The organism is Brevibacterium sanguinis (genome assembly GCF_003315415.1).
Classification (GTDB): domain Bacteria; phylum Actinomycetota; class Actinomycetes; order Actinomycetales; family Brevibacteriaceae; genus Brevibacterium; species Brevibacterium celere_A.
This window is the reverse complement of record NZ_QNSB01000005.1, coordinates 308833-329461: the sequence shown is the minus strand read 5'-3', so window position 1 is coordinate 329461 and position 20629 is coordinate 308833. Positions and strand designations below refer to the sequence as shown.

The window sequence follows — 20629 nt, the reverse complement described above, 5'->3', positions numbered from 1 at the left end:
GTCCGCGGACGGGCTCAGTCGACGCCGTAGTGGTGGCGGGGCTCGACCGCCTCGATCGCGGCCCTCAGCTGCTCGAGGCCCTGCGACCGGTCGAGCAGATGGACGCGCAGCACCCTCCTGCCCTTCTCGGTCAGCGCCGCGGCGTCGCCGAGCGCCTGCGCCCTCTGCAGGACGCTGAACCCGTACGGCCGTCCGGGCACGAGCAGCTCGGTGCGGGCGGCGGCCGTGATCTGGAGGAACACACCATTGGCATGGCCTCCCTTGTGGTACTGGCCGGTCGAGTGGAGGTACCGGGGGCCGAAGCCGAACGTCGCCTGCACCCCGGCGTGGAGGGAGACGAGGGGCCGCAGCGACTCGGCATGCGCCTCGGCGATCCGGTCGAGGAACGCCTGGACCCCGACGTAGCCGTACTCGTCGACCTCGGAGAAGAGACCGTCGAGCGCGGAGACGAGGTCGCGGGCCTCACCGACGTCCCCGAAGACCTCGACGTGGCCCTCGCGGAACGCCGGCTCCTCGTCCTCGGTCCCGCCGCCGGCGGAGAGCACGGTCCGCGCATGGGACTTCGCGGCCTCGACGTCGGGCTGGTCGAAGGGGTCGACGCCGATGCCGTAGCCGGCGATGGCCGTCGCGTGCTCCCAGAACAGGAAGAGCTCGCCGAGGCTGCCGTCGATGACGGCGTGGAAGCCCGAGGGTGCGGTGAACTCGGCCGCCGGGCCGAGGGCGCAGAGGAGGGCGTCGGCCCGGGCGTCGGCGAATCCGACGTCGTCGGTGCCGTCGACGACGACGGGGAGGATTCCCTGCCCGTCCTTGCCCAGGGACTCGGCGATGAGCTGCTCGATCCACCTCCGCAGCCCCGTCAGGGCCGGAGAGGTCTCGGCGAGGACGAGCTTCTCCGTGGCCCGCGCATGGGCGACGGAGAGCCACGTGCCGAAGCGCAGCGCGGGATTGTCCGCGTCGTCGGATTCGAGCGTCGGGCTCGCGGCCGCCGCCTCGGCGACGATCGCCCGGACGTCGACCCCGGCGAGACCGGCCGGCACGAGTCCGAACGCGGAGAGGGCGCTGAACCGGCCGCCGACGGTCGCATCGGCGTGGAAGGTCGCCAGGAACCCCTCCTCGGCGGCGAGCCGGTCGAGCTCGGTCCCGGGGTCGGTGATCGCGATCATCCGCGTCGCCGGGTCGATCCCCGCGGCCGCGAAGGCGTGGGCGAACGCGCGGCGGATCGCATCGGTCTCGATCGTCGTCCCGGACTTGGAGGCGACGACGAGGACGGTGTGGGCGAGGTCGGTGCCGATCGCCTCGATGACCTGGTTGGGATCGGTCGAGTCGACGATCTCCAGACGCACTCCGGCGGCCTCGGCCATCACCTCGGGGGCGAGCGAGGACCCGCCCATCCCGGTCAGGGTGATCGACCGCAGGCCCTGCTCCTCGAGCGTGGCCCGCAGCGACTCGATGCGGGTGAGCAGCTCCTCCGCGCGGTGGGGGAGGTCGACCCAGCCGAGGCGCTGGGCGGCCTCGGAGCCGGCCGGCCACAGGGAGGGATCGGCGGCCGCGAGCCTCGCGGGCACATGGGCGTCGAGGAGCCGCGCGAGCTCGGCGTCGAACTCCTCCTGGACGGGGACGCTCAGCCGGACTCTCATGATTCCTCCAGTGCCGTCGCGACGGTCGCCTGGAGCTCTGTCCAGCTCGCGTCGAACTTCTCGAGCCCCTGGACCTCGAGCAGGTCCATGACCTCGGCGTAGTCGATGCCGAGCCGGGCGAGGGCGTCGAAGACCTCGTCGGCGGCGCGGTAGTCGTCGGGGGAGATCTCCCGCGTCACCTCACCGTGGTCGGCGAAGGCGGTGAGCGTCGCCTCGGGCATCGTGTTCACGGTGTTCGGGGCCACGAGCGAGGACACGTAGTGCGTGTCCGGGTAGTCGGGGTTCTTCACCCCCGTCGAGGCCCACAGGAGGCGCTGCGGGGCGGCTCCGGCGAGTTCGAGGACCCGGAACCGCTCCGAGGTGAACAGCTGGGAGTGGATCTCGTGGGCGAGGACGCAGTTGGCGACCCCCGCCCTGCCCTTGAGCTTCGCCGCGGCCGGATCGTCGATCGCGTCGAGGCGCTGATCGATCTCCGAGTCGACGCGGGAGACGAACACGGAGGCCACCGACTGGATGCGGCTGAGGTCGTGTCCCGCGGCCCGGGCCTTCTCCAGCCCCTGCAGGTACGCCTCGACGACGTGCCGGTAGCGGGTGAGGGAGAAGATGAGGGTGACGTTGACGCTGATGCCCGCGCCGATCGTCTCGGCGATCGCGGTCAGACCCGCCTCGGTGGCCGGGATCTTGATGAGCGCGTTGGGCTCCCCGACCTTCTCCCACAGCGCCCTCGCGCTGGCCGTCGTCGCGGCCGCGTCGTGGGCCAGCGGGGGAGCGACCTCGATCGAGACCCGGCCGTCGACCCCGTCCGTGGCCTCGTGGACGCCGCGGAACAGCCGGGCCGCCTCGGCGACGTCGGCGGTCGTCAGCTCCTCGATGGCCTCGTCGACGCCGACTCCCCGGACCTTGAGGTCGTGGAGGGTGTCGGTGTAGCCGTCGCCGGCGATCGCGGTGGCGAAGATCGTCGGGTTCGTCGTCACCCCGGTGACGTGGGACGTCTCGATCATCGCCGCGAGCCCGCCGGATTCGAGGCGCGGCCGCGAGAGGTCGTCGAGCCAGATCGAGACTCCGTGGTCCTTCAGCTGCTGCAGTCCGCTGCTCATGCTCCCACCTCTGCCGTCGACAGGGACTCCTGCGCCGCGGAGACGACCGCGGCGGGGGTGATCCCGAACTTCTCGTAGAGGGTCGCGTAGTCCGCCGAGGCGCCGAAGTGCTCGATCGACACCGCCCGGCCCGCGTCCCCGAGGTACTTGTGCCAGCTCATCGCCGAGGCGGCCTCGACGCTCACCCGCGCCCGCAGGTCCCGCGGGAGCACGGATTCCCGGTACTCGGCCGGCTGGGCGTCGAACCACTCCTGGCACGGCATCGACACGACGCGCGCCGCGGTGCCCGCCGCCTGGAGCTGCTCGGCCGCGGCGACCGCGATCGCGACCTCGGATCCGCTGGCGATGAGTGCGACCTCGGGGTCCGCGGACGTGTCCCAGAGGACGTAGCCGCCGCGGGCCGCCTCGGCGGCCGGCGCGAACCGCTCCCGGTCGAGGACCGGCACGGCCTGCCGGGTGAGGACGAGGCCGCTGGGGCCGTCGGCGCGGTCGAGGACCTTCCGCCACACGATCGCGGTCTCATTCGCATCCGCGGGGCGGACCACGTCGAGGCCGGGGATGGCCCGGAGGGCGGAGAGGTGCTCGATCGGCTGGTGGGTCGGACCGTCCTCGCCGAGGCCGATCGAGTCGTGGGTCCACACGAACAGGGTCGGCAGCTGCTGGAGGGCGGCCAGCCGCACGGCCGGGCGCTGGTAGTCGCTGAAGACGAGGAACGTGCCGTTGTAGGGGCGGGTGTTCCCGTGCAGGGCGATGCCGTTGCAGATGAGGCCCGCGGAGAACTCGCGGACGCCGAAGTGGATGTTGCGACCGTACTCGTGACCGGCGAAGGTCGACGAGGAGCGGTGGGCGGGCAGGAAGCTCGGCTCGCCCTTGATCAGCGTGTTGTTCGATCCCGCGAGGTCGGCGGACCCGCCCCACAGCTCCGGCATGGCGCCGGCGATCGCGTTGAGCACCTGACCCGAGGCCGCGCGCGTCGCGATGCCCTTCTCACTGGGCTCGAACACCGGCAGCAGCTCGTCGAGGCCGTCGGGCAGCCGGCGCTCGGCGAGACGGTCGAACAGCTCGACGGCCTCCGGATTCGCCTCGCGCCACGCCCGGTAGGACTCGTTCCACTCGGCATGGGCCGCCGCTCCGCGGTCGCGGACGGCGCGGGTGTGCTCGAGGACCTCGGGCTCTACGGCGAAGGTCGCCTCGGGGTCGAAGCCGAGCAGCTCCTTCGTCGCCCGGACCTCGTCCTCGCCGAGGGCCGCCCCATGGGCGGCACCGGTGTTGCGGGCGTTGGGGGCGGGCCACGCGATGATCGTCGACAGGCGGATGAACGAGGGGCGCGGATCCTCGCGGGAGGCCTCGAGGGCGGCGTGGAGGGCCTCGATGTCCTCGGTGTACTCGTCACCGGCGGTGAAGTCGACGTGCTGGACGTGCCAGCCGTAGGCGGCGTAGCGGGCGGCGACATCCTCGGCGAAGGCGATCGAGGTGTCGTCCTCGATCGAGATCCGGTTGTCGTCCCAGATCACCGTGAGGTTGCCGAGCTCCTGGGTACCGGCCAGGGACGAGGCCTCGCCCGAGACTCCCTCCTCGAGGTCGCCGTCGGAGGCGAGGACGACGATCTGATGGTCGAAGGGGGAGGTGCCGGGCGCGGCATCGGGGTCGAAGAGCCCGCGTTCGCGGCGGGCGGCCATCGCCATGCCCACCGCCGAGGCGAGGCCGGAGCCCAGCGGGCCCGTCGTGATCTCGACGCCGGCGGTGTGCCCGACCTCGGGGTGGCCGGGGGTCAGGGAGCCCCAGGTCCGCAGCGCCTTGAGGTCGTCGAGCTCGAGGCCGAAGCCGGCGAGGTAGAGCTGGACGTACTGGGTGAGCGAGCTGTGCCCGCAGGAGAGGACGAAGCGGTCGCGGCCGATCCAGGTCGGATCGGAGGGATCGTGGTGGAGGCCGTGCTGGTAGAGGTAGTACGCGACGGGAGCCAGGCTCATCGCCGTTCCCGGATGCCCGTGACCGGCCTTCTGGACGGCATCAGCGGCGAGGAGGCGGGCGGTGTCGACAGCGCGGTCGTCGAGTTCGGTCCAGGACAGGGTTGTCATGAGGCGTGGCGATCCTTCGTTCGGGTCTTCTGCACTGTGAAGCTTGCACTCAAACTCTACCGTGCCGGGTGCCGGACACGGCCGGGCACCGACTGGCGAAAACTTCGACAGAGGGTAGAATCGGGGGCGTGAGTGAACTTCGTCAGACCCCCGCCGCGCAGAGCGAACGACCTCTGCAGAGGACGATCGATGAGGAGAGGCACTCCAGACGGCCCCGGTCGATCATCGGGGCCTACATCGCACTGACGAAGCCCCGGGTCATCGAGCTCCTGCTCGTCACCACCGCCCCCGTGATGTTCCTCGCCGCGGACGGCCTGCCGAGCATCTGGCTCGTCATCGCCACGCTCATCGGCGGAGCCGCGGCGGCCGCCTCGGCGTCGGTGTTCAACTGCTACGTCGACCGCGACATCGACGCGAAGATGGAGCGGACCAAGCACCGACCCCTCGTCACCGGCGAGATCAGCCCGCGCGCGGCCCTGATCTTCGCCTTCAGCCTCGGGATCGGCTCGATCTTCTGGCTCGGCGGCTTCACCAACTGGGTCGCCGCGGGCCTGACCGCGTGCGCGATCCTGCTCTACGCCGTCTTCTACACACTCGTGCTCAAGCGCCGGACCACCCAGAACATCGTCTGGGGCGGGGCCGCGGGCTGCATGCCGGTGCTCATCGGATGGTCGGCGGTGACCGGATCCCTGTCGTGGGAGGCTCTCCTGCTCTTCCTCGTCATCTTCTTCTGGACGCCGCCGCACTACTGGCCGCTGGCGATCAAGTACAAGGCCGACTACGACGCCGCCGACGTCCCGATGTTGCCCTCGAAGGTCCCGCCGACCTCGGTGGGCCGGCAGATGATCCTCTACACGTGGGCGATGATCCTCTGCTCGCTCGCGCTCATCCCGGTCGCCCCGATGGGCCCGGTGTACACGATCACCGCCGTCGTCGCCGGCGCCTGGTTCCTGCTCTCGTGCTACGCCCTGGTGTCCCGCGCGAAGAAGGGCCTCGACGGGACCTCGCTGCGGGCGATGCGCGTCTTCCACGGCTCGATCACGTACCTGTCCGTGCTGTTCCTCGCCGTCGCGATCGACCCGTTCGTCGACCAGCTCATCCCCGGCGTCTGGTGACCGCCCGCCGCGTGCGCTGACGGCACGCGGCCTCTGAACGGATACCGCGACCCGGAAGTGCGTACGCGCGGCACGAATGCCGCGCATCTGCACTTCCGGGTCGCGGTCGTCGGCGGGCCGTCATGATCGTGTGCGCCCGACCGCGCTCAGCCGGCGCCCACGAGGTCGGCGATGACGATCTTCTTCATTCCCATCAGCGCCCTGATCTGAGCGTCCCCGGTCATCAGCTCGCCGAGGTTCTCCGGCACGATCTGCCAGCTGACCCCGAAGCGATCCTTGAGCCAGCCGCACTGCTCGTGCTCGGGTGAGGCCGACAGCGCCGACCAGTAATGATCGATCTCGGCCTGATCCGCGCATTCGACGGTCAGGGAGATCGCCTCGTTGAAGGTGAAGGCGGGACCGCCGTCGAGGCAGACGAAGCGGCTGCCGTCGAGCTCGAAGACGCCGGAGAGGACCCTGCCCTCCATCCCCTCGAAGTGCTCGTCGAGGGAGGCATCGGGATATCTCTCGATGGAGACGATGCGCGAGTTCGGGAACACGGAGCAGTAGAACTCCATGGCCTCCTCGGCGCTGTCAGCGAACCACAGGCACCCGACGATCGGTGTCGGCATGGGTGCTCCTCGGGTATGCGCTGTCGCAGACCGCGACGCTTGCCGCGATGGTAGCCGAGAGACCGATCATGTGGAAGGCCACGAGGACGATCGGGACGCCGAGGAAGTACTGGACGTAGCCGATGAGCCCCTGGAGGATCTCGATGACGAGGAGGACCTGCAGCGGCCGCATCATCGGCTGCCACCGCCGACGGGCCGCGACGACGAGGGCGCCGATGGTCGTCGCCACGAGCAGCCAGACCGGCACCGCGTGGGCGCGGGTGATGAGGACGTTGTCGAGCCCGTTGCGCGTCGACATCGTCGACCCCGAGTGCGGGCCCGCGCCGGTGGTGAGCACCCCGAAGACGACGATGATCGCGGTGAGGCCGAGGATGATCCAGCCGAGCGCCGGCAGCGGTTGCGGCGCCCTCCGGCCGGTGCGCACCCCCGTGTCGTAGGTGCGGCGGACGAAGTAGGCGGCGACCCCGACGGCGATCGCCGAGGGCACGAAGTGCCCGGCGACGACCCAGGGGTTGAGCTTGGTCCACACCGTGATGCCGCCGACGACGGCCTGGACGGGGACGATGGCGACGAGGCCGACGTTGAGCCAGAACAGGTCCGGGCGCGCCTTCCGGCCCTTCCACAGCATGATCATGATGACCACGCCGAGGAGGGCCAGGCCCACGGCGAGCAGCCGGTTGCCGAACTCGATGGCCCCGTGGATGCCCATCTCCTCGGTCGCGACGAGGGAGTCGGGAGTGCACTTCGGCCAGTCGGAGCAGCCGAGCCCCGAGCCGGTGAGCCGGACGATTCCGCCGGTGAAGATGATTCCGGCCTGGGCGATGAGCATGGCCCAGGCGGCGATGCGGATCTTGGTGGTGACCACTTCTCTCCTCATTCGAATCGGAACCATCTGCGCGCGGCGGCGGTTCCGGCGAGCCCCCACACGAGGAGCACGATCAGTGCGGTGATGTCGATGGTGCCGGATCCCACGGCGGCGCGCATCGCGTCGCCGAGGGCTCCCGACGGCAGGTAGGACACGACGGTGCCCCATTCGCCCGGATGGGCGAGGACGAGACCGCCGGCCCCGGCCATGAGCACCCACAGGAGGTTGGCCCCGGCCAGGGTCGCCTCGGCGCGCACGGTGCCCGCCAGCAGCAGTCCGAGGGAGAGGAAGGCGGCGGTGCCGAGCACGGTCGCGAGGACGAGCGCGGGCACGTCGACGGCGGCGGAGAGGCCGAGGACGACGGCGATGGCGAACGCCAGGGCGAACTGGATGAGCACGACGACCACGACGGCGCCGAGCTTGCCGAGGATGAGCCCGCTCGTGCCCAGCGGTGTCGTCGCGAGCTGCCGGAGCACCCCGTAGCGGCGGTCGAAGGCCGTGGCGATCGCCTGCCCGGTGAACGCCGTCGACGCCAGGCACAGGCTCAGGGCCGCGGGCAGGGCGAAGGTGAGCGGATCGGTTCCCGGTGCGATCATCCCGAGGGCCTCGAGCAGGGGAGTGCGGGCGAGGACGACGAGCATCCCCAGCGGCAGGACGAGGGAGAGCAGCAGCTGCTCCCCGTTGCGGAGCACCGCGAGCGTCTCGAAGCGCGTCTGGGCGAGCACGCGCCGCAGGCGCATCCGGGCTCCCGTGCCGGCGACGGCTGTCGTCAGGTCGAGGACGGTCATCGCAGCGGCCTCCCGGTGAGGTCGAAGAACACGTCCGACAGCGACTGCGCCTGCAGCTCGATGTCGGTGATCTCGAGGCCCGCCTCGGCGATCCGCGTGCACAGGGCCGCGATCTGCCCGCTCGTCAGCGGACCGGAGACGACGACGCGCGCATCGCCGGCCGCCGTGGGCGCGATGGCGTCGAGCGCCGCGAGCAGCTCGGGGGGCGGCCCGAGGGGGGCGAGCCCGATGACGAGCCGCCTGCTCTCCGGGTTCGTCCCGCGCAGCTGCTCGGGGGCGCCGTGGGCGATGACCCGGCCGCGGTCGATGACGACGACCTCGTCGGCGAGCTCCTCCGCCTCGGCGAGGTCATGGGTCGTGAGCACGAGGGCCACGCCCTTCTCGCGCAGCTCCCGGATGAAGGAGTGGACGACGGCGCGAGACTGCGGGTCGAGGCCGGCGCAGGGCTCGTCGAGGAAGACGAGGCGGGGCCGACCGATGAGCGCGGCCGCGAGCGCCACCCGCTGCCGCTGGCCGCCCGAGAGGCGGCGGATCGAGCGGTCGGCGAACTCGTCGATGCCCAGGGGCCCGGCGAGCTCGGACACCGGCACGGGGTCCGGGTAGAGAGAGGCGAGGTGGGTGAGGACGGAGCGCGGCTTCGCGCTCATCGGCAGCCCGCCCTCCTGGAGCATGACCCCGGTCAGGAGCGAGGTCCGCTCATGGTCGCGCCACGGATCGAGGCCGAAGATGCGCACCTCGCCCGCATCGGGGGCGCGGGTGCCCACCGCCAGGGAGATCGTCGTCGACTTCCCGGCGCCGTTGGGGCCGAGGACGGCGAGGAGGGAACCGGCACGGGCCTGCAGATCGATTCCGTCGACGACCTCATGCGCTCCGTACGAGTAGCGGAGTCCGCGGATGGAGAGGGCGGGTTCTGACACCCCACCATTCTACGCGCCGTCGAAACGGGCGCGGAGTTAGGCTTACCTCGTTTTACGAAACAATTTACGCAACAATATTGTTGTGTTAGTCAAGGAGGTGGGAAATGGCAGCGCATGACACGGAAGAGAGCCGGACACGGCAGAAGGTCTTCCGCTCCGTGCTCGACGACGGACCCATCACCGCATCGGCTCTGGCGAAGGGCCTCGACCTGACCCCGGCGGCGATCCGTCGCCACCTGGACGCGCTGGAGAGCGAGGGCCTCATCGAGGTCCGCGAGCTCGCCGGCAAGCAGGCGGGCCGCGGCCGACCGGCGCGGCACTACGTGGTGACGTCGCGCGGGCACGGCGAGCTCAGCCATTCCTACGATCGTCTGGCCCTCGACATCCTCCGCTACATGCAGAGGAAGGTCGGGGCGGACGCGATCGACGACTTCAGCGCAGACCTGGTCGCGAAGCTCCGCGACCGGCTGGGGCCGGAGCTCGACCGACGGGGAGGCGCCACCGTGGCCTCCCGGTCCCGGGCCCTGGCCGCGGCGCTGACACGGGAGGGGTACGCCGCCTCGGCGACACCGGTGGCCGCCGGGACCCCGCTCGAGGCGATGCAGCTGTGCCAAGGGCACTGCCCGATCCAAGCGGTCGCCGCCGAGTTCCCCGAGATCTGCGAAGCAGAGCTCGCGATGTTCTCGGAGTACCTGGGCGTCGACGTGCGCCGCCTGTCGTCCCTGGCGCACGGCGACCACGTCTGCACGACCCACATTCCGACCTCGGAACTCACCCGCCCCCTCATCCACAGCAACGATCGACCTCAAGGAGGTTCACGATGACTGACACCAGCAATCCGATCATCGAGGCGAACCCCGAGCTCAAAGACCTCGGACAGTACGCTTACGGTTGGCACGACAAGAACGACGCGGGGGCGCTGGCCGCCCGTGGTCTGTCCGAGGACGTCGTGCGCAACATCTCGGCCCTCAAGGACGAGCCGGAATGGATGCTGCAGCGCCGGCTCAAGGCGCTCAAGCTGTTCGGCAAGAAGCCGATGCCGGGTTGGGGCGCGGACCTGACCGGCATCAACTTCGACGACATCAAGTACTTCGTGCGCTCGACCGAGGGCCAGGCCACCTCGTGGGAGGACCTGCCCGAGGACATCAAGAACACCTATGACCGCCTCGGCATCCCCGAGGCCGAGAAGCAGCGCCTCGTCGCCGGCGTGGCCGCGCAGTACGAGTCCGAGGTCGTCTACCACAAGATCAACGAGGAGCTGGAGAAGCAGGGTGTCATCTTCCTCGACACCGACACCGGCCTCAAGGAGCACCCGGAGATCTTCGAGGAGTACTTCGGCTCCGTCATCCCCGCCGGCGACAACAAGTTCTCGGCGCTCAACACCGCCGTGTGGTCGGGCGGCTCGTTCATCTACGTCCCCAAGGGCGTCCATGTGGAGATCCCGCTGCAGGCCTACTTCCGGATCAACACCGAGAACATGGGCCAGTTCGAGCGGACCCTGATCATCGCCGACGAGGGCTCCTACGTCCACTACGTCGAGGGCTGCACCGCCCCGATCTACAAGACGGACTCCCTGCACTCGGCCGTCGTCGAGATCATCGCGAAGAAGGACGCCCGCGTCCGCTACACGACGATCCAGAACTGGTCGAACAACGTGTACAACCTCGTCACCAAGCGCGCCATCGCCGAGGAGGGCGCGACCATGGAATGGGTCGACGGCAACATCGGCTCCAAGGTGACGATGAAGTACCCGGCGATCTGGCTGACCGGTGAGCACGCCAAGGGCGAGACGCTGTCGGTCGCGTTCGCCGGTGAGGGCCAGCACCAGGACACCGGTGCCAAGATGGTCCACGCCGCACCGCACACGCAGTCCTCGATCGTGTCGAAGTCCGTCGCCCGCGGCGGCGGCCGCGCCGGCTACCGCGGACTCGTCCACGTCCACCCGGGCGCCGAGGGATCGTCGAACAACGTGCTCTGCGACGCCCTGCTCGTCGACAACATCTCGCGCTCGGACACCTACCCCTACATCGACATCCGCGAGGACGATGTGACGCTGGGCCACGAGGCCACCGTGTCGAAGGTGAGCGAGGACCAGCTCTTCTACCTGATGAGCCGCGGACTCGAGGAGACCGAGGCGATGGCGATGATCGTGCGCGGATTCGTCGAGCCGATCGCCCGCGAGCTCCCGATGGAGTACGCCCTCGAACTCAACCGCCTCATCGAACTTCAGATGGAAGGGGCCGTGGGCTGATCGTGCCCGCGGGAGACCAAGGAGATTCACTTGACTGACACCACCAACCCGCTGGGCCTCGACGCGCACTCCCATGGCGCAGGGGTCCAGGTACCCGATTCCAAGCGCGATGCGCGCACCCGCAGCTTCGACGTCGCCGACTTCCCCGTCCCCACCGGACGCGAGGAGGAATGGCGCTTCACCCCGGTCCGCCGGCTGACCGACTTCTTCTCCGACACCGCCTCGGCGGGACGGCTGACGATGACGAGCGACCTGCCCGCGGGCCTCTCCGTCGAGCAGATCAGCCTGGCCGCCGCCCAGGAGCTCGGCATCCTCGAACCCGAGGACCGTGCCGCAGTCGTCGCCGCCAACCGGGCCGAGACCGTCACCCACTACTCGGTGCCCGCCGAGACCGAGGTCGACGGCGCCGTCATCATCCACGCCGACGGCACCGGTGAGGACCTCGTCCACGGCCACACCGTGATCTCCGTGGGAGCCAACGCCAAGGCGACGATCGTCGTCGAGCACGAGGGCCTGGCCCGGTACTCCGAGCTCGTCTCCCTCGTCGTCGGCGACGGCGCGGACGTCACCTTCGTCTCGCTGCAGCTGTGGGACGACGGGTCCCAGCACCTCGGCCAACACGATGCGATCGTCGGCAAGGACGCGAGGTTCAAGCACATCGTCGTCACCCTCGGCGGCGACGTCGTGCGCCTGAACTCGAACGTCCGCTACTCGGCGAACGGGGGAGAGGCCGAGCTCCTCGGGCTCTACTTCGCCGACGCCGGTCAGCACCTCGAGCACCGGACCTACATCGACCACAACACCGCGAAGGCCACCTCGAACGTCATGTACAAGGGCGCTCTGCAGGGCAAGGACGCGCGCAGCGTGTGGATCGGCGATGTGCTCATCCGGCCCGAGGCCCTGGGCATCGACACCTACGAGCTCAACCGCAACCTCATCCTCACCGATGGCGCGCGGGCGGACTCGGTGCCGAACCTCGAGATCGAGACCGGCGACATCGCCGGGGCCGGCCACGCCTCCTCGACGGGACGCTTCGACGAGGAGCACCTGTTCTACCTGATGAGCCGCGGCATCCCCGAGGACGTCGCCCGGCAGCTCGTGGTCCGCGGGTTCTTCAACGAGGTCATCCAGAAGATCCAGGTCCCGGAGATCGAGACGACCCTCAACGACCGGATCGAGGACGAGCTCGCTCGGAGCGTTCTGTGACGATGATCGACGTGGCGGCCAGTGCCGACGTCGCGGCCGGGGGCACCCTGCGGGTCGAAGTGGACAGCCACGAGATCTGCATCGCCCGCGACTCCGACGGCACCATCCATGCCATCGACGATCTGTGCACGCACGGCGAGGTGTCCCTGGCCGAGGGCGATGTCGAGGGCTGCGCCATCGAATGCTGGCTGCACGGCTCCCAGTTCGACCTCACGACCGGCCGCCCGCTGAGCCCGCCGGCCTTCGAGCCGGTGTCCGTGTACGCGTGCAAGGAGATCGCCGGGCGCATCCTCCTCGACCCCGGCACCGTGCTCAACTGAATCGACCCGCGCACCGCGCCGAGGCGCGATGCCCAATCAACAGCGAAGGATCATCATGTCCACTCTGACCATCACCGACCTCCACGTCAGCGTCACCACCGACGCCGGCGCGAAGCCGATCCTCAACGGGATCAACCTGGAGATCAACTCCACCGAGACCCACGCGATCATGGGCCCCAACGGCTCCGGCAAGTCCACTCTCGCCTACGCCCTGGCCGGCCACCCCAAGTACGAGGTCACCTCCGGTTCCGTCACCCTCGACGGTGAGGACGTCCTCGAGATGAGCGTCGACGAGCGCGCCAAGGCGGGCCTGTTCCTCGCCATGCAGTACCCCGTCGAGGTTCCCGGCGTGACCGTGACGAACTTCCTCCGCTCGGCGAAGACCGCGATCGACGGCGAGGCTCCCAAGCTGCGCAACTGGACCAAGGACCTCAAGTCGGCGATGGAGAACCTCCGCGTCGACCCCGAGTTCGCCTCGCGCAACGTCAACGAGGGCTTCTCCGGCGGTGAGAAGAAGCGCCACGAGATCCTCCAGATGGAGATGCTCAAGCCGAAGTTCGCCGTCCTCGACGAGACCGACTCCGGACTCGACGTCGATGCCCTGCGCATCGTGTCCGAAGGCGTCAACCGGGCGAAGGACGCGACAGACGTCGGCATCCTCCTCATCACCCACTACACGCGGATCCTGCGGTACATCAAGCCCGACCACGTGCACGTCATCGTCAAGGGCAAGGTCGTCGAGGAGGGCGGACCGGAGCTCGCCGACCGTCTCGAGGCCGAAGGCTACGACCGGTTCCTGCAAGCCGCGGTCTGATGTTCGCCAGGCTTCGCAACGACTTCCCGATCCTCGACACGAGGATCGGGGAGTCGCCCCTGAGCTACCTCGACTCCGGCGCGACGTCGCAGAAGCCGCAGTGCGTCATCGACACATTCACGGAGTACTACTCCCAGCGGAACGCGGCCGTCCACCGCGGCGCGCACTCCCTGGCCGTCATGGCCACCGACGCCTTCGAGGCGGGGCGGCGAGCCGTCGCCGATCTCGTCGGCGGTGCCCCTGAACAGGTGTGCTGGACGAAGAACGCGACCGAGGCGCTCAACATCGTCGCGCTCGGCATGGACCGGGCCAGCCGTGGACTCGGCGGCTCTGAGGCGAGCCGGTTCGCGGTCTCGCCCGGGGACTCGATCGTCGTCACCGAGATGGAGCATCACGCGAACCTCGTGCCCTGGCAGCAGCTCGCCGAGGCGACGGGGGCGACCCTGCGGTGGCTGTCCGTGACCGAGAGCGGCGAACTCGACCTCACCGACCTCGAGTCGATCGTCGACGAGTCGACGAAGGTGCTCGCGTTCACCCACGTGTCCAACGTGCTCGGCACGATCAACCCGGTCGAGACCCTCGTCGCCCGGGCGCACGCCGTCGGCGCGCTCGTCGTCCTCGACGCGTGCCAGTCGGTGCCGCACATGCCCGTCGACCTGCCGGGCCTCGGCGTCGACTTCGCCGCGTTCTCCGCGCACAAGGCGCTCGGGCCCACGGGCCTCGGCGTGCTGTGGGGGAGGACGGAGCTGCTCGACGCCCTGCCGCCCGTGCTCACCGGCGGATCGATGATCACCACCGTGACCATGGAGGGCGCGGCGTTCATGCCCGCCCCGCAGCGCTTCGAGGCGGGCACCCAGCCGGTGGCCGAGGTGGCGGCGTTCGCGACCGCGCTCGGCTACCTCGCCGAGGTGGGACTCGAGAACGTCCTCGCCCACGAGCAGGAGCTCGTGCGCATCCTCCTCGACGGCATCGCCGAGATCCCCGGGATCCGGGTCCTCGGCGCCGCCGAGAACCGGATCGGGGCCGTGGCCTTCGACGTCGACGGCGTCCACGCCCACGACGTCGGGCAGTACCTCGACTCGCAGGGCGTGGCCGTGCGCGTGGGCCACCACTGCGCCCAGCCCCTGCACCGACGGTTCGGGGTCACCGCCTCGACCCGGGCGAGCACGTACCTGTACAACGACGTCGAGGACTGCCGCCGGTTCCTGGCGGCGCTGTCCGAGGTCCGGCCGTTCTTCGGACTCGGCGACAGCGCGGGCGAGGGGGCGGCCTCGTGAGCACGCAGATGCAGCAGCTCTACCAGCAGGTGATCCTCGACCACTCGCGGTCGCGGATCGGCAGCGCCGCGCTGCTGCGCGACTCCGCGACCGGCCCCTGCGGTTACTCCCACCAGATCAACCCGACCTGCGGCGACGAGATCGAACTCGAGACCGAGCTCGGCGCCGACGGCGCGCTCATCGTGCGCTGGACGGGCGACGGCTGCTCGATCTCGATGGCCTCGGCCTCCGTGCTCAGCGAGCTCGCTGCCGACTCGACCCCCGAGCGGATGCTCGAGATCGAGGCGAGCTTCCATGAGCTCATGCACTCCCGCGGCACGATGGAGCCGGACGAGGAAATACTCGGCGACGCCGCGGCGTTCACGGGAGTGTCGAAGTTCCCGGCCAGGATCAAATGCGCGCTGCTGGCGTGGATGGCGTTCAAGGACGCCCTGAGCCAAGCGCAATCGTCCCTTGAGGAGAAGTAATGCCCGAAGTCATCGACTCACCCAGCAATGCGAGCGTCGACGAGGTGAGAGAGGCTCTCATGGACGTCGTCGACCCCGAGCTCGGAGTCAACATCGTCGACCTCGGCCTCGTCTACGGCGTCAGCGTCGAGGACGACGGCACGGCGGTCATCGAGATGACACTGACCTCGGCGGCCTGCCCGCTCACCGACGTCATCGAGGACCAGACGGCCCAGTGCCTCGACGGCATCGTCCCGGCCTACCGCGTCAACTGGGTGTGGATGCCGCCATGGGGTCCCGAGAAGATCACCGAGGACGGCCGCGAGCAGATGCGTGCGCTCGGCTTCAACATCTGAGAAGCCGCTCCGCACGAAGTGAGACAGCGCGTCCCCGCGGGGACGTCGCCGGCCGAGGTGGGTGTGACGGAACCGTCGCCCCCACCTCGGTCTCGTCGCGGCCCGACGTGGAAGAATGGGACTCCGACCCGCAAGGAGAATCATTGACCATCATCGCCGCCGCAGACGGCTCGGCCCTCGGCAACCCCGGACCCGCCGGCTGGGCCTGGTACATCGACGACGGCTGCTGGCACGCCGGGGGATGGCCGGAATCGACGAACAACCGCGGTGAGCTCATGGCCGTCCTCGACCTCCTCCGCTCCACCGCCGAGGTCGACGACGACCTCTTGGTCTACTGCGACTCCCAGTACGTCATCAATGCCCTGACCAAGTGGATGCCCGGCTGGAAGCGCCGCGGCTGGAAGAAGGCCGACGGCAAGGAGGTCCTCAACCGGGACCTGCTCGCCGAGCTCGACGAGGCGCTGACCGGGCGCAGCGTCGAGTTCGAATGGGTCAGGGGACACAGCGACCACACGATGAACGAAGCCGCGGATCGGCGCGCCCGGGCCGCCGCCACCGCCTTCCAGGACGGGACCACGGTCCCCGAGGGCCCGGGTTTCGTCACGGCCGAGGTCCCCGAATCCGTGCCCTTCGAACAGTCGGAACCAGTCCCGACTCCGTCCACAGGTCAGCCCCGTCCAGCCGGGCCCGAGACCACCGTCGTGTCCTGCCGCGTGCCCACTGCGGTCGCCGACGAGCTCGTCGCCCGGGCCCACGCCGCGGGCGTCCATCCGCAGTCATATCTGGCCGACCTCATCGGCCGCAGTTTGGAGAACGAATGATCCAGGCCTCAGGGCTCGAAGTCGTCGTCGGCGCCCGCACGCTGATGTCCGACGTGTCCTTCCGCGTCGACAAGGGTGACCGGGTCGGCCTCGTCGGCCGCAACGGAGCCGGGAAGACGACCCTGACGAAGGTGATCATGGGCGGGCACCCCGCGGCCGCGGGAACCGTGTCCGTGTCCGGATCAGTCGGCTACCTGCCGCAGGACCCGCGCAGCGGCGACCTGCAGGCGACCGGCAAGGAGCGCATCCTCGGCGCCCGCGAACTCGACGTGCTCGTGCGCCGACTGCGCAAGGCCGAGAGGCAGATGGCGTCGCCCGACGAGAAGATCGCGGCCAAGGCCATCGATCGCTACCCGCGCATCGAGGCGGAGTTCATGGCGGCCGGAGGCTATTCGGCCGAGTCCGAGGCGTATGCGATCGCGGCGAACCTCGGTCTCGACGAGGAGCTGATCAATCAGGAGATCGGCACCCTCTCGGGCGGTCAGCGCCGCCGCGTCGAGCTCGCCCGGATCCTCTTCTCCGCCCCGGACACGATGATCCTCGACGAGCCGACCAACCACCTCGACGCCGAATCCGTGCTCTGGCTGCGTGACTACCTCAAGGCCTACTCCGGCGGGCTCATCGTCATCAGCCACGACCTCGATCTCATCGACGAAGTCGTCAACAAGGTGTTCTTCCTCGACGCCACCCGGCAGACCATCGACATCTACTCGATGGGCTACCGGCTCTACCTCAAGCAGCGGGAGGACGACGAGCGGCGCCGCCGCCGCGAACGCGCGAACGCGGAGAAGAAGGCAGCGGCGCTGACCGCGCAGGCGAACAAGATGATGGCCAAGGCGACGAAGACCGTCGCCGCCCAGCAGATGGTCAAGCGGGCCGAGCGGATGATGGCCGGCCTCGAGGACGAACGCAGCACGGACAAGGTCGCGAACCTCCGGTTCCCGGCGCCCGCCGACTGCGGCCGAGTGCCGCTGACGGCCGAGGGGCTCTCGCGCAGCTACGGCTCGACCGAGGTCTTCACCGGCGTCGACCTCGCGATCGACAAGGGCTCCCGTGTCGTCATCCTCGGATTCAACGGCGCGGGCAAGACGACGCTCCTGCGCCTCCTCGCCGGCCTCGACGAACCGGACTCGGGGACCGTCATCCCCGGTCACGGACTCAAGCTCGGCTACTACGCGCAGGAGCACGAGACCCTCGACCTCGATCGCAGCGTGCTCGAGAACATGCGCAGCTCCTCACCGCACCTCGACGACACCGCGGTGCGGACCGTGCTCGGCTCGTTCCTGTTCTCCGGCGACGACGTCCACAAGCCCGCCCGCGTGCTCTCCGGCGGTGAGAAGACCCGGCTGGCGCTGGCGACGCTCGTCGTCTCGAGCGCGAACGTCCTCCTCCTCGACGAGCCGACGAACAACCTCGATCCGGCTTCGCGTGAGGAGATCCTCGCCGCGATCCGCCGCTACGAGGGCGCGATCATCCTCGTCACCCACGACGAGGGGGCCGTTGCCGCCCTCGACCCCGATCGGGTGCTCCTGCTGCCTGACGGAGACGAGGACCTGTGGAACGAGTCCTACCTCGACCTCGTCACCCTGACCTGAGGCACGGGCGTCGCCCTGGACTGAGGCACGCGGTGCGGCCCCGGTGGCGTCCGGCCGCCTACCGGAAGCGGTCGTCGAGCAGGGCGTCCTCGTCGGCCTCGTCCCTGCCGTGCACGACCGGAGCACCGAGCCGGTGGCGGCCGTAGCGGCTGCCCGGCCGGATCTTCGCCCCGGCGGCGAGGGCGGCCTTGTCGACGACGACGTACTCGACCTCTCCCGCCGGCCCCTGGCTCGCCTCGGCGGCCGCCGCGCGCTCCCGACGCGCCGAGATCGCCACGGCGATGATGATCATCACCCCGAAGGTGAACCACTGGAGCATGTAGGACAGGTGGTTGCCGGGGTTGCGATCGGGTTCGGGCAGCGCCGTCAGACCCTGCCCGTCGGTCCCGTCGGGGCGGACGTCGTCGAGGGCGACCTCGCCGTAGACCTGCGCATAGCCCTCGTCCATCCCGGGGATCCGCTCGGGATCGATCGCCCTGATCATGCCCTCGGGATTCCTGTCGTCCGATCCGTCCTGCGCCGGGCGGAGGCGGGCGGTGACGGTCTGCACGCCGCTCGGGGCCGCGGGCACCGCCTCGGCGTCGGGGATCCACCCGCGCACGAGCGCGATCGTCTCTCCGGTCTCGAGCCGGAACGGGACGACGACGTAGAAGCCGGTCCGATCGTTGACGGTGCGGTTGCGGGCGAGCACGGTGTCCTCCGCCCGGTACTCACCGGTGAGGGCGACCGGGCGCCATTCGTCTCCCGGATCCAGGGTCGCCGAGGTGGAGTCGAGGAGCTCCTCGACGTCGACGGGCTCGGCGGAGTAGTTCGCCTCGATCGTGGCGATCTCCGCACTCCGCTGCTCCTGGCGGTCCTTCTGCCACAGGGCCAGGACCACGCACGCGATGACGACGATGACGGTCATCGCCATGTACTTGAGCCAGCGGGCGCTGAGCAGGAACGAGTAGCGCGCCATCAGCCGGCGTCCTCCGGGATCTCGTCGAGTCCGACATCGGCGACGTAGAAGCCGCGCAGACGGTGGAACTCGCGCAGGTGGTCGAGATGTTCGTCACAGGCCAGCCACACCTTGCGCCGCACCGGGGTGTGCAGTCGCGGGTTGTTCCACAGGATCGCGCGGGTGGCATCGGCTCGGCAGCCCTTGGCCGAGCACTGGAGCTCACGGTTCAACTCTCACTCCCCATTCGGCTTCGACTCGGGGGCCTCCGTCGGTTCCTCGACGACGTCCCCGGCGACAACGCTACCCTCACCAGGATCTGCGACGACATCGCCGGTCAGCGTCTCACCGCGCGCCGGCGGCAGTTCGGGGCGCGGGGCGGCGTCGATGAGGGCCGAGCGGTCGTCGCGCGTCCGCTCGCGCCCGGCGTTGGCGAAGATCACCGCGGGATAGGGGAGGACGACGGCTCCGGCGACGAAGATCCACATGAGGACCGGGGCCGAGGCGTCGAACGCGAAGTAGGCGGCCACGAAGCAGACGGTCCGGATGCCCATCGTGATCGAGTACTTGATGATCCGCGATCGCATGTCGTCGTCGAGGGCGGTGTCGGCCGTCGTGATCTGCTGCGGGTGCTTGGACATGTCCTTCTTCGATCGGTTGGTCGACAAAATCATACTCCTGCATTGTGGGAGTCGTATCGACGCCGGTGCCAAACACGGTAGGTTTGGTCTGTATTCGTCGACCAACAGGAGAGATCCGTGTCTGAACCACGCGTAGTCCTCGTCACCGGGGGCAACCGCGGGATCGGCCGCACCATCGCCGAGGAGTTCCTCGCTTCCGGCGACAAGGTGGCCGTCACCTCGCGCAACGGAGACGCCCCCGAGGGCGCACTGGCCGTCGCCGCCGATGTCACCGACACCGCATCACTCGACCGGGCATTCAGCCGGGTCGAGGAGGAGCTCGGCCCCGTCGAGGTGGTCGTCGCCAACGCGGGCATCACCCGGGACAACCTGCTCATGCGCATGAGCGACGACGAGTTCGAAGCCGTCGTCGACACCAACCTCACCGGTGCATTCCGCACCGTCAAGCGCGCCATCACCGGCATGATCCGCGCCAAACGGGGACGGATCGTGCTCATCTCCTCGGTCTCGGGCCTCTACGGGGTCCCCGGGCAGGCCAACTACTCGTCCTCGAAGGCGGGTCTCGTCGGCCTGGCCCGCTCGGTCACGCGTGAGCTCGGCTCACGGGGGATCACCGCCAACGTCGTCGCCCCCGGCTTCATCCGCACTGACATGACCGACGAGCTCAGCGACAAGCAGCGCAGCGAGTACCTGGCCACGATCCCGGCCAAGCGCTTCGCCGAGGCCGAGGAGGTCGCGAAGGTCGTGCGCTGGGTCGCCTCCGACGACGCCGCCTACATCTCCGGAGCCGTCATCCCCGTCGACGGCGGACTCGGCATGGGACACTGAGCACGGACACCTTCACGAGCACCACCCAC

22 protein-coding genes are annotated in these 20629 nt (G+C 69.6%); 12 read left to right on the top strand and 10 right to left on the bottom strand.

All coding sequences use genetic code 11. From position 1 onward, the window contains the following. Nucleotides 1-14: 14 nt before the first annotated feature. The 3 genes from DFO65_RS09730 to tkt are packed head-to-tail and all read right to left on the bottom strand — an operon-like array spanning nt 15 to nt 4812. On the bottom strand, nt 15-1637 hold the full coding sequence (locus tag DFO65_RS09730; RefSeq protein ID WP_113904215.1) for a glucose-6-phosphate isomerase: 1623 nt from the start codon (nt 1635-1637) through the stop codon (nt 15-17). Continuing rightward, nucleotides 1634-2734, bottom strand: a complete 1101-nt coding sequence (tal, locus tag DFO65_RS09725) for a transaldolase (protein WP_113904214.1) — start codon at nt 2732-2734, stop codon at nt 1634-1636. The genes DFO65_RS09730 and tal overlap by 4 nt, the downstream gene beginning before the upstream one ends. Next, nucleotides 2731-4812 (bottom strand): transketolase, encoded by a 2082-nt coding sequence (gene tkt, locus DFO65_RS09720; protein ID WP_113904213.1) that lies wholly within the window; start codon nt 4810-4812, stop codon nt 2731-2733. The genes tal and tkt overlap by 4 nt, the downstream gene beginning before the upstream one ends. Before the next feature lie 128 nt (nt 4813-4940). On the opposite strand from tkt, the gene DFO65_RS09715 reads away from it, so the two are divergent. Beyond that, nucleotides 4941-5927, top strand: coding sequence for a heme o synthase (locus DFO65_RS09715; RefSeq protein WP_113904212.1), 987 nt, complete (start codon nt 4941-4943; stop codon nt 5925-5927). A 146-nt stretch (nt 5928-6073) separates the two neighbouring features. Here the strand turns inward: DFO65_RS09715 and DFO65_RS09710 are convergent, their stop codons facing one another. The 4 genes from DFO65_RS09710 to DFO65_RS09695 are packed head-to-tail and all read right to left on the bottom strand — an operon-like array spanning nt 6074 to nt 9108. Then, nucleotides 6074-6538 carry a VOC family protein gene (locus DFO65_RS09710; RefSeq protein ID WP_113904211.1) on the bottom strand — a complete coding sequence of 155 codons (465 nt, stop codon included), beginning with the start codon at nt 6536-6538 and terminating at the stop codon, nt 6074-6076. Continuing rightward, a complete protein-coding gene (locus DFO65_RS09705; protein WP_245940594.1) occupies nt 6501-7403 on the bottom strand; it encodes a COX15/CtaA family protein in 903 nt (300 codons plus the stop codon). The genes DFO65_RS09710 and DFO65_RS09705 overlap by 38 nt, the downstream gene beginning before the upstream one ends. An 8-nt stretch (nt 7404-7411) precedes the next feature. Then, nucleotides 7412-8191 (bottom strand): ABC transporter permease, encoded by a 780-nt coding sequence (locus tag DFO65_RS09700; protein ID WP_113904209.1) that lies wholly within the window; start codon nt 8189-8191, stop codon nt 7412-7414. After that, a complete protein-coding gene (locus tag DFO65_RS09695; protein ID WP_113904208.1) occupies nt 8188-9108 on the bottom strand; it encodes an ABC transporter ATP-binding protein in 921 nt (306 codons plus the stop codon). Before DFO65_RS09695 ends, DFO65_RS09700 begins: the two co-directional genes overlap by 4 nt. Nucleotides 9109-9212: 104 nt before the next feature. Here DFO65_RS09695 and DFO65_RS09690 point away from each other — a divergent pair, with 104 nt between their 5' ends. The 10 genes from DFO65_RS09690 (at nt 9213) to DFO65_RS09645 (ending at nt 18194) form a co-directional block, all read left to right on the top strand. Continuing rightward, nucleotides 9213-9932, top strand: coding sequence for a helix-turn-helix transcriptional regulator (locus tag DFO65_RS09690; RefSeq protein WP_113904207.1), 720 nt, complete (start codon nt 9213-9215; stop codon nt 9930-9932). Beyond that, a complete protein-coding gene (sufB, locus tag DFO65_RS09685) occupies nt 9929-11359 on the top strand; it encodes a Fe-S cluster assembly protein SufB (RefSeq protein WP_113904206.1) in 1431 nt (476 codons plus the stop codon). The genes DFO65_RS09690 and sufB overlap by 4 nt, the downstream gene beginning before the upstream one ends. Before the next feature lie 30 nt (nt 11360-11389). Continuing rightward, nucleotides 11390-12565 carry a Fe-S cluster assembly protein SufD gene (gene sufD, locus DFO65_RS09680; protein ID WP_113904205.1) on the top strand — a complete coding sequence of 392 codons (1176 nt, stop codon included), beginning with the start codon at nt 11390-11392 and terminating at the stop codon, nt 12563-12565. Further along, a complete protein-coding gene (locus DFO65_RS09675; RefSeq protein ID WP_113904204.1) occupies nt 12562-12885 on the top strand; it encodes a non-heme iron oxygenase ferredoxin subunit in 324 nt (107 codons plus the stop codon). Before sufD ends, DFO65_RS09675 begins: the two co-directional genes overlap by 4 nt. A gap of 55 nt (nt 12886-12940) precedes the next feature. Further along, on the top strand, nt 12941-13699 hold the full coding sequence (sufC, locus tag DFO65_RS09670) for a Fe-S cluster assembly ATPase SufC (RefSeq protein WP_113904203.1): 759 nt from the start codon (nt 12941-12943) through the stop codon (nt 13697-13699). Then, nucleotides 13699-14976 (top strand): SufS family cysteine desulfurase, encoded by a 1278-nt coding sequence (locus DFO65_RS09665; protein ID WP_113904202.1) that lies wholly within the window; start codon nt 13699-13701, stop codon nt 14974-14976. The genes sufC and DFO65_RS09665 overlap by 1 nt, the downstream gene beginning before the upstream one ends. After that, nucleotides 14973-15443 carry a Fe-S cluster assembly sulfur transfer protein SufU gene (sufU, locus tag DFO65_RS09660; RefSeq protein ID WP_245940592.1) on the top strand — a complete coding sequence of 157 codons (471 nt, stop codon included), beginning with the start codon at nt 14973-14975 and terminating at the stop codon, nt 15441-15443. The genes DFO65_RS09665 and sufU overlap by 4 nt, the downstream gene beginning before the upstream one ends. Next, nucleotides 15443-15778, top strand: a complete 336-nt coding sequence (locus DFO65_RS09655) for a metal-sulfur cluster assembly factor (RefSeq protein WP_113904201.1) — start codon at nt 15443-15445, stop codon at nt 15776-15778. The genes sufU and DFO65_RS09655 overlap by 1 nt, the downstream gene beginning before the upstream one ends. 143 nt (nt 15779-15921) lie before the next feature. After that, nucleotides 15922-16599 (top strand): ribonuclease H family protein, encoded by a 678-nt coding sequence (locus DFO65_RS09650; RefSeq protein ID WP_113904200.1) that lies wholly within the window; start codon nt 15922-15924, stop codon nt 16597-16599. Continuing rightward, a complete protein-coding gene (locus tag DFO65_RS09645) occupies nt 16596-18194 on the top strand; it encodes an ABC-F family ATP-binding cassette domain-containing protein (protein ID WP_113904199.1) in 1599 nt (532 codons plus the stop codon). The genes DFO65_RS09650 and DFO65_RS09645 overlap by 4 nt, the downstream gene beginning before the upstream one ends. A 58-nt stretch (nt 18195-18252) precedes the next feature. Here DFO65_RS09645 and DFO65_RS09640 read toward each other — a convergent pair whose 3' ends face one another. Genes DFO65_RS09640 through DFO65_RS09630 form a run of 3 tightly spaced genes read right to left on the bottom strand, consistent with a single transcriptional unit; the run spans nt 18253 to nt 19805 of the window. Beyond that, a complete protein-coding gene (locus DFO65_RS09640) occupies nt 18253-19152 on the bottom strand; it encodes an SURF1 family cytochrome oxidase biogenesis protein (protein WP_113904198.1) in 900 nt (299 codons plus the stop codon). Further along, entirely contained in the window at nt 19152-19364 is a 213-nt protein-coding gene (locus DFO65_RS09635) for a hypothetical protein (protein ID WP_113904197.1), read from the bottom strand. Before DFO65_RS09635 ends, DFO65_RS09640 begins: the two co-directional genes overlap by 1 nt. 3 nt (nt 19365-19367) lie before the next feature. Next, on the bottom strand, nt 19368-19805 hold the full coding sequence (locus tag DFO65_RS09630; RefSeq protein WP_245940590.1) for a DUF3099 domain-containing protein: 438 nt from the start codon (nt 19803-19805) through the stop codon (nt 19368-19370). Nucleotides 19806-19889: 84 nt separating this feature from the next. On the opposite strand from DFO65_RS09630, the gene DFO65_RS09625 reads away from it, so the two are divergent. Continuing rightward, the gene (locus tag DFO65_RS09625) at nt 19890-20600 is read left to right on the top strand and encodes a beta-ketoacyl-ACP reductase (RefSeq protein ID WP_113904196.1); all 711 of its coding nucleotides are present in this window, start codon (nt 19890-19892) and stop codon (nt 20598-20600) included. The last annotated feature ends 29 nt before the right edge of the window (nt 20601-20629 follow it).

Coding starts and splice junctions, on each gene's coding strand:
- DFO65_RS09730 (WP_113904215.1), bottom strand. CDS start 1,637: ATGAGAGTCCGGCTGAGCGTCCCCGTCCAGGAGGAGTTCGACGCCGAG.
- tal (WP_113904214.1), bottom strand. CDS start 2,734: ATGAGCAGCGGACTGCAGCAGCTGAAGGACCACGGAGTCTCGATCTGG.
- tkt (WP_113904213.1), bottom strand. CDS start 4,812: ATGACAACCCTGTCCTGGACCGAACTCGACGACCGCGCTGTCGACACC.
- DFO65_RS09710 (WP_113904211.1), bottom strand. CDS start 6,538: ATGCCGACACCGATCGTCGGGTGCCTGTGGTTCGCTGACAGCGCCGAG.
- DFO65_RS09700 (WP_113904209.1), bottom strand. CDS start 8,191: ATGACCGTCCTCGACCTGACGACAGCCGTCGCCGGCACGGGAGCCCGG.
- DFO65_RS09690 (WP_113904207.1), top strand. CDS start 9,213: ATGGCAGCGCATGACACGGAAGAGAGCCGGACACGGCAGAAGGTCTTC.
- sufB (WP_113904206.1), top strand. CDS start 9,929: ATGACTGACACCAGCAATCCGATCATCGAGGCGAACCCCGAGCTCAAA.
- sufC (WP_113904203.1), top strand. CDS start 12,941: ATGTCCACTCTGACCATCACCGACCTCCACGTCAGCGTCACCACCGAC.
- DFO65_RS09665 (WP_113904202.1), top strand. CDS start 13,699: ATGTTCGCCAGGCTTCGCAACGACTTCCCGATCCTCGACACGAGGATC.
- DFO65_RS09655 (WP_113904201.1), top strand. CDS start 15,443: ATGCCCGAAGTCATCGACTCACCCAGCAATGCGAGCGTCGACGAGGTG.
- DFO65_RS09645 (WP_113904199.1), top strand. CDS start 16,596: ATGATCCAGGCCTCAGGGCTCGAAGTCGTCGTCGGCGCCCGCACGCTG.
- DFO65_RS09640 (WP_113904198.1), bottom strand. CDS start 19,152: ATGGCGCGCTACTCGTTCCTGCTCAGCGCCCGCTGGCTCAAGTACATG.
- DFO65_RS09630 (WP_245940590.1), bottom strand. CDS start 19,805: ATGATTTTGTCGACCAACCGATCGAAGAAGGACATGTCCAAGCACCCG.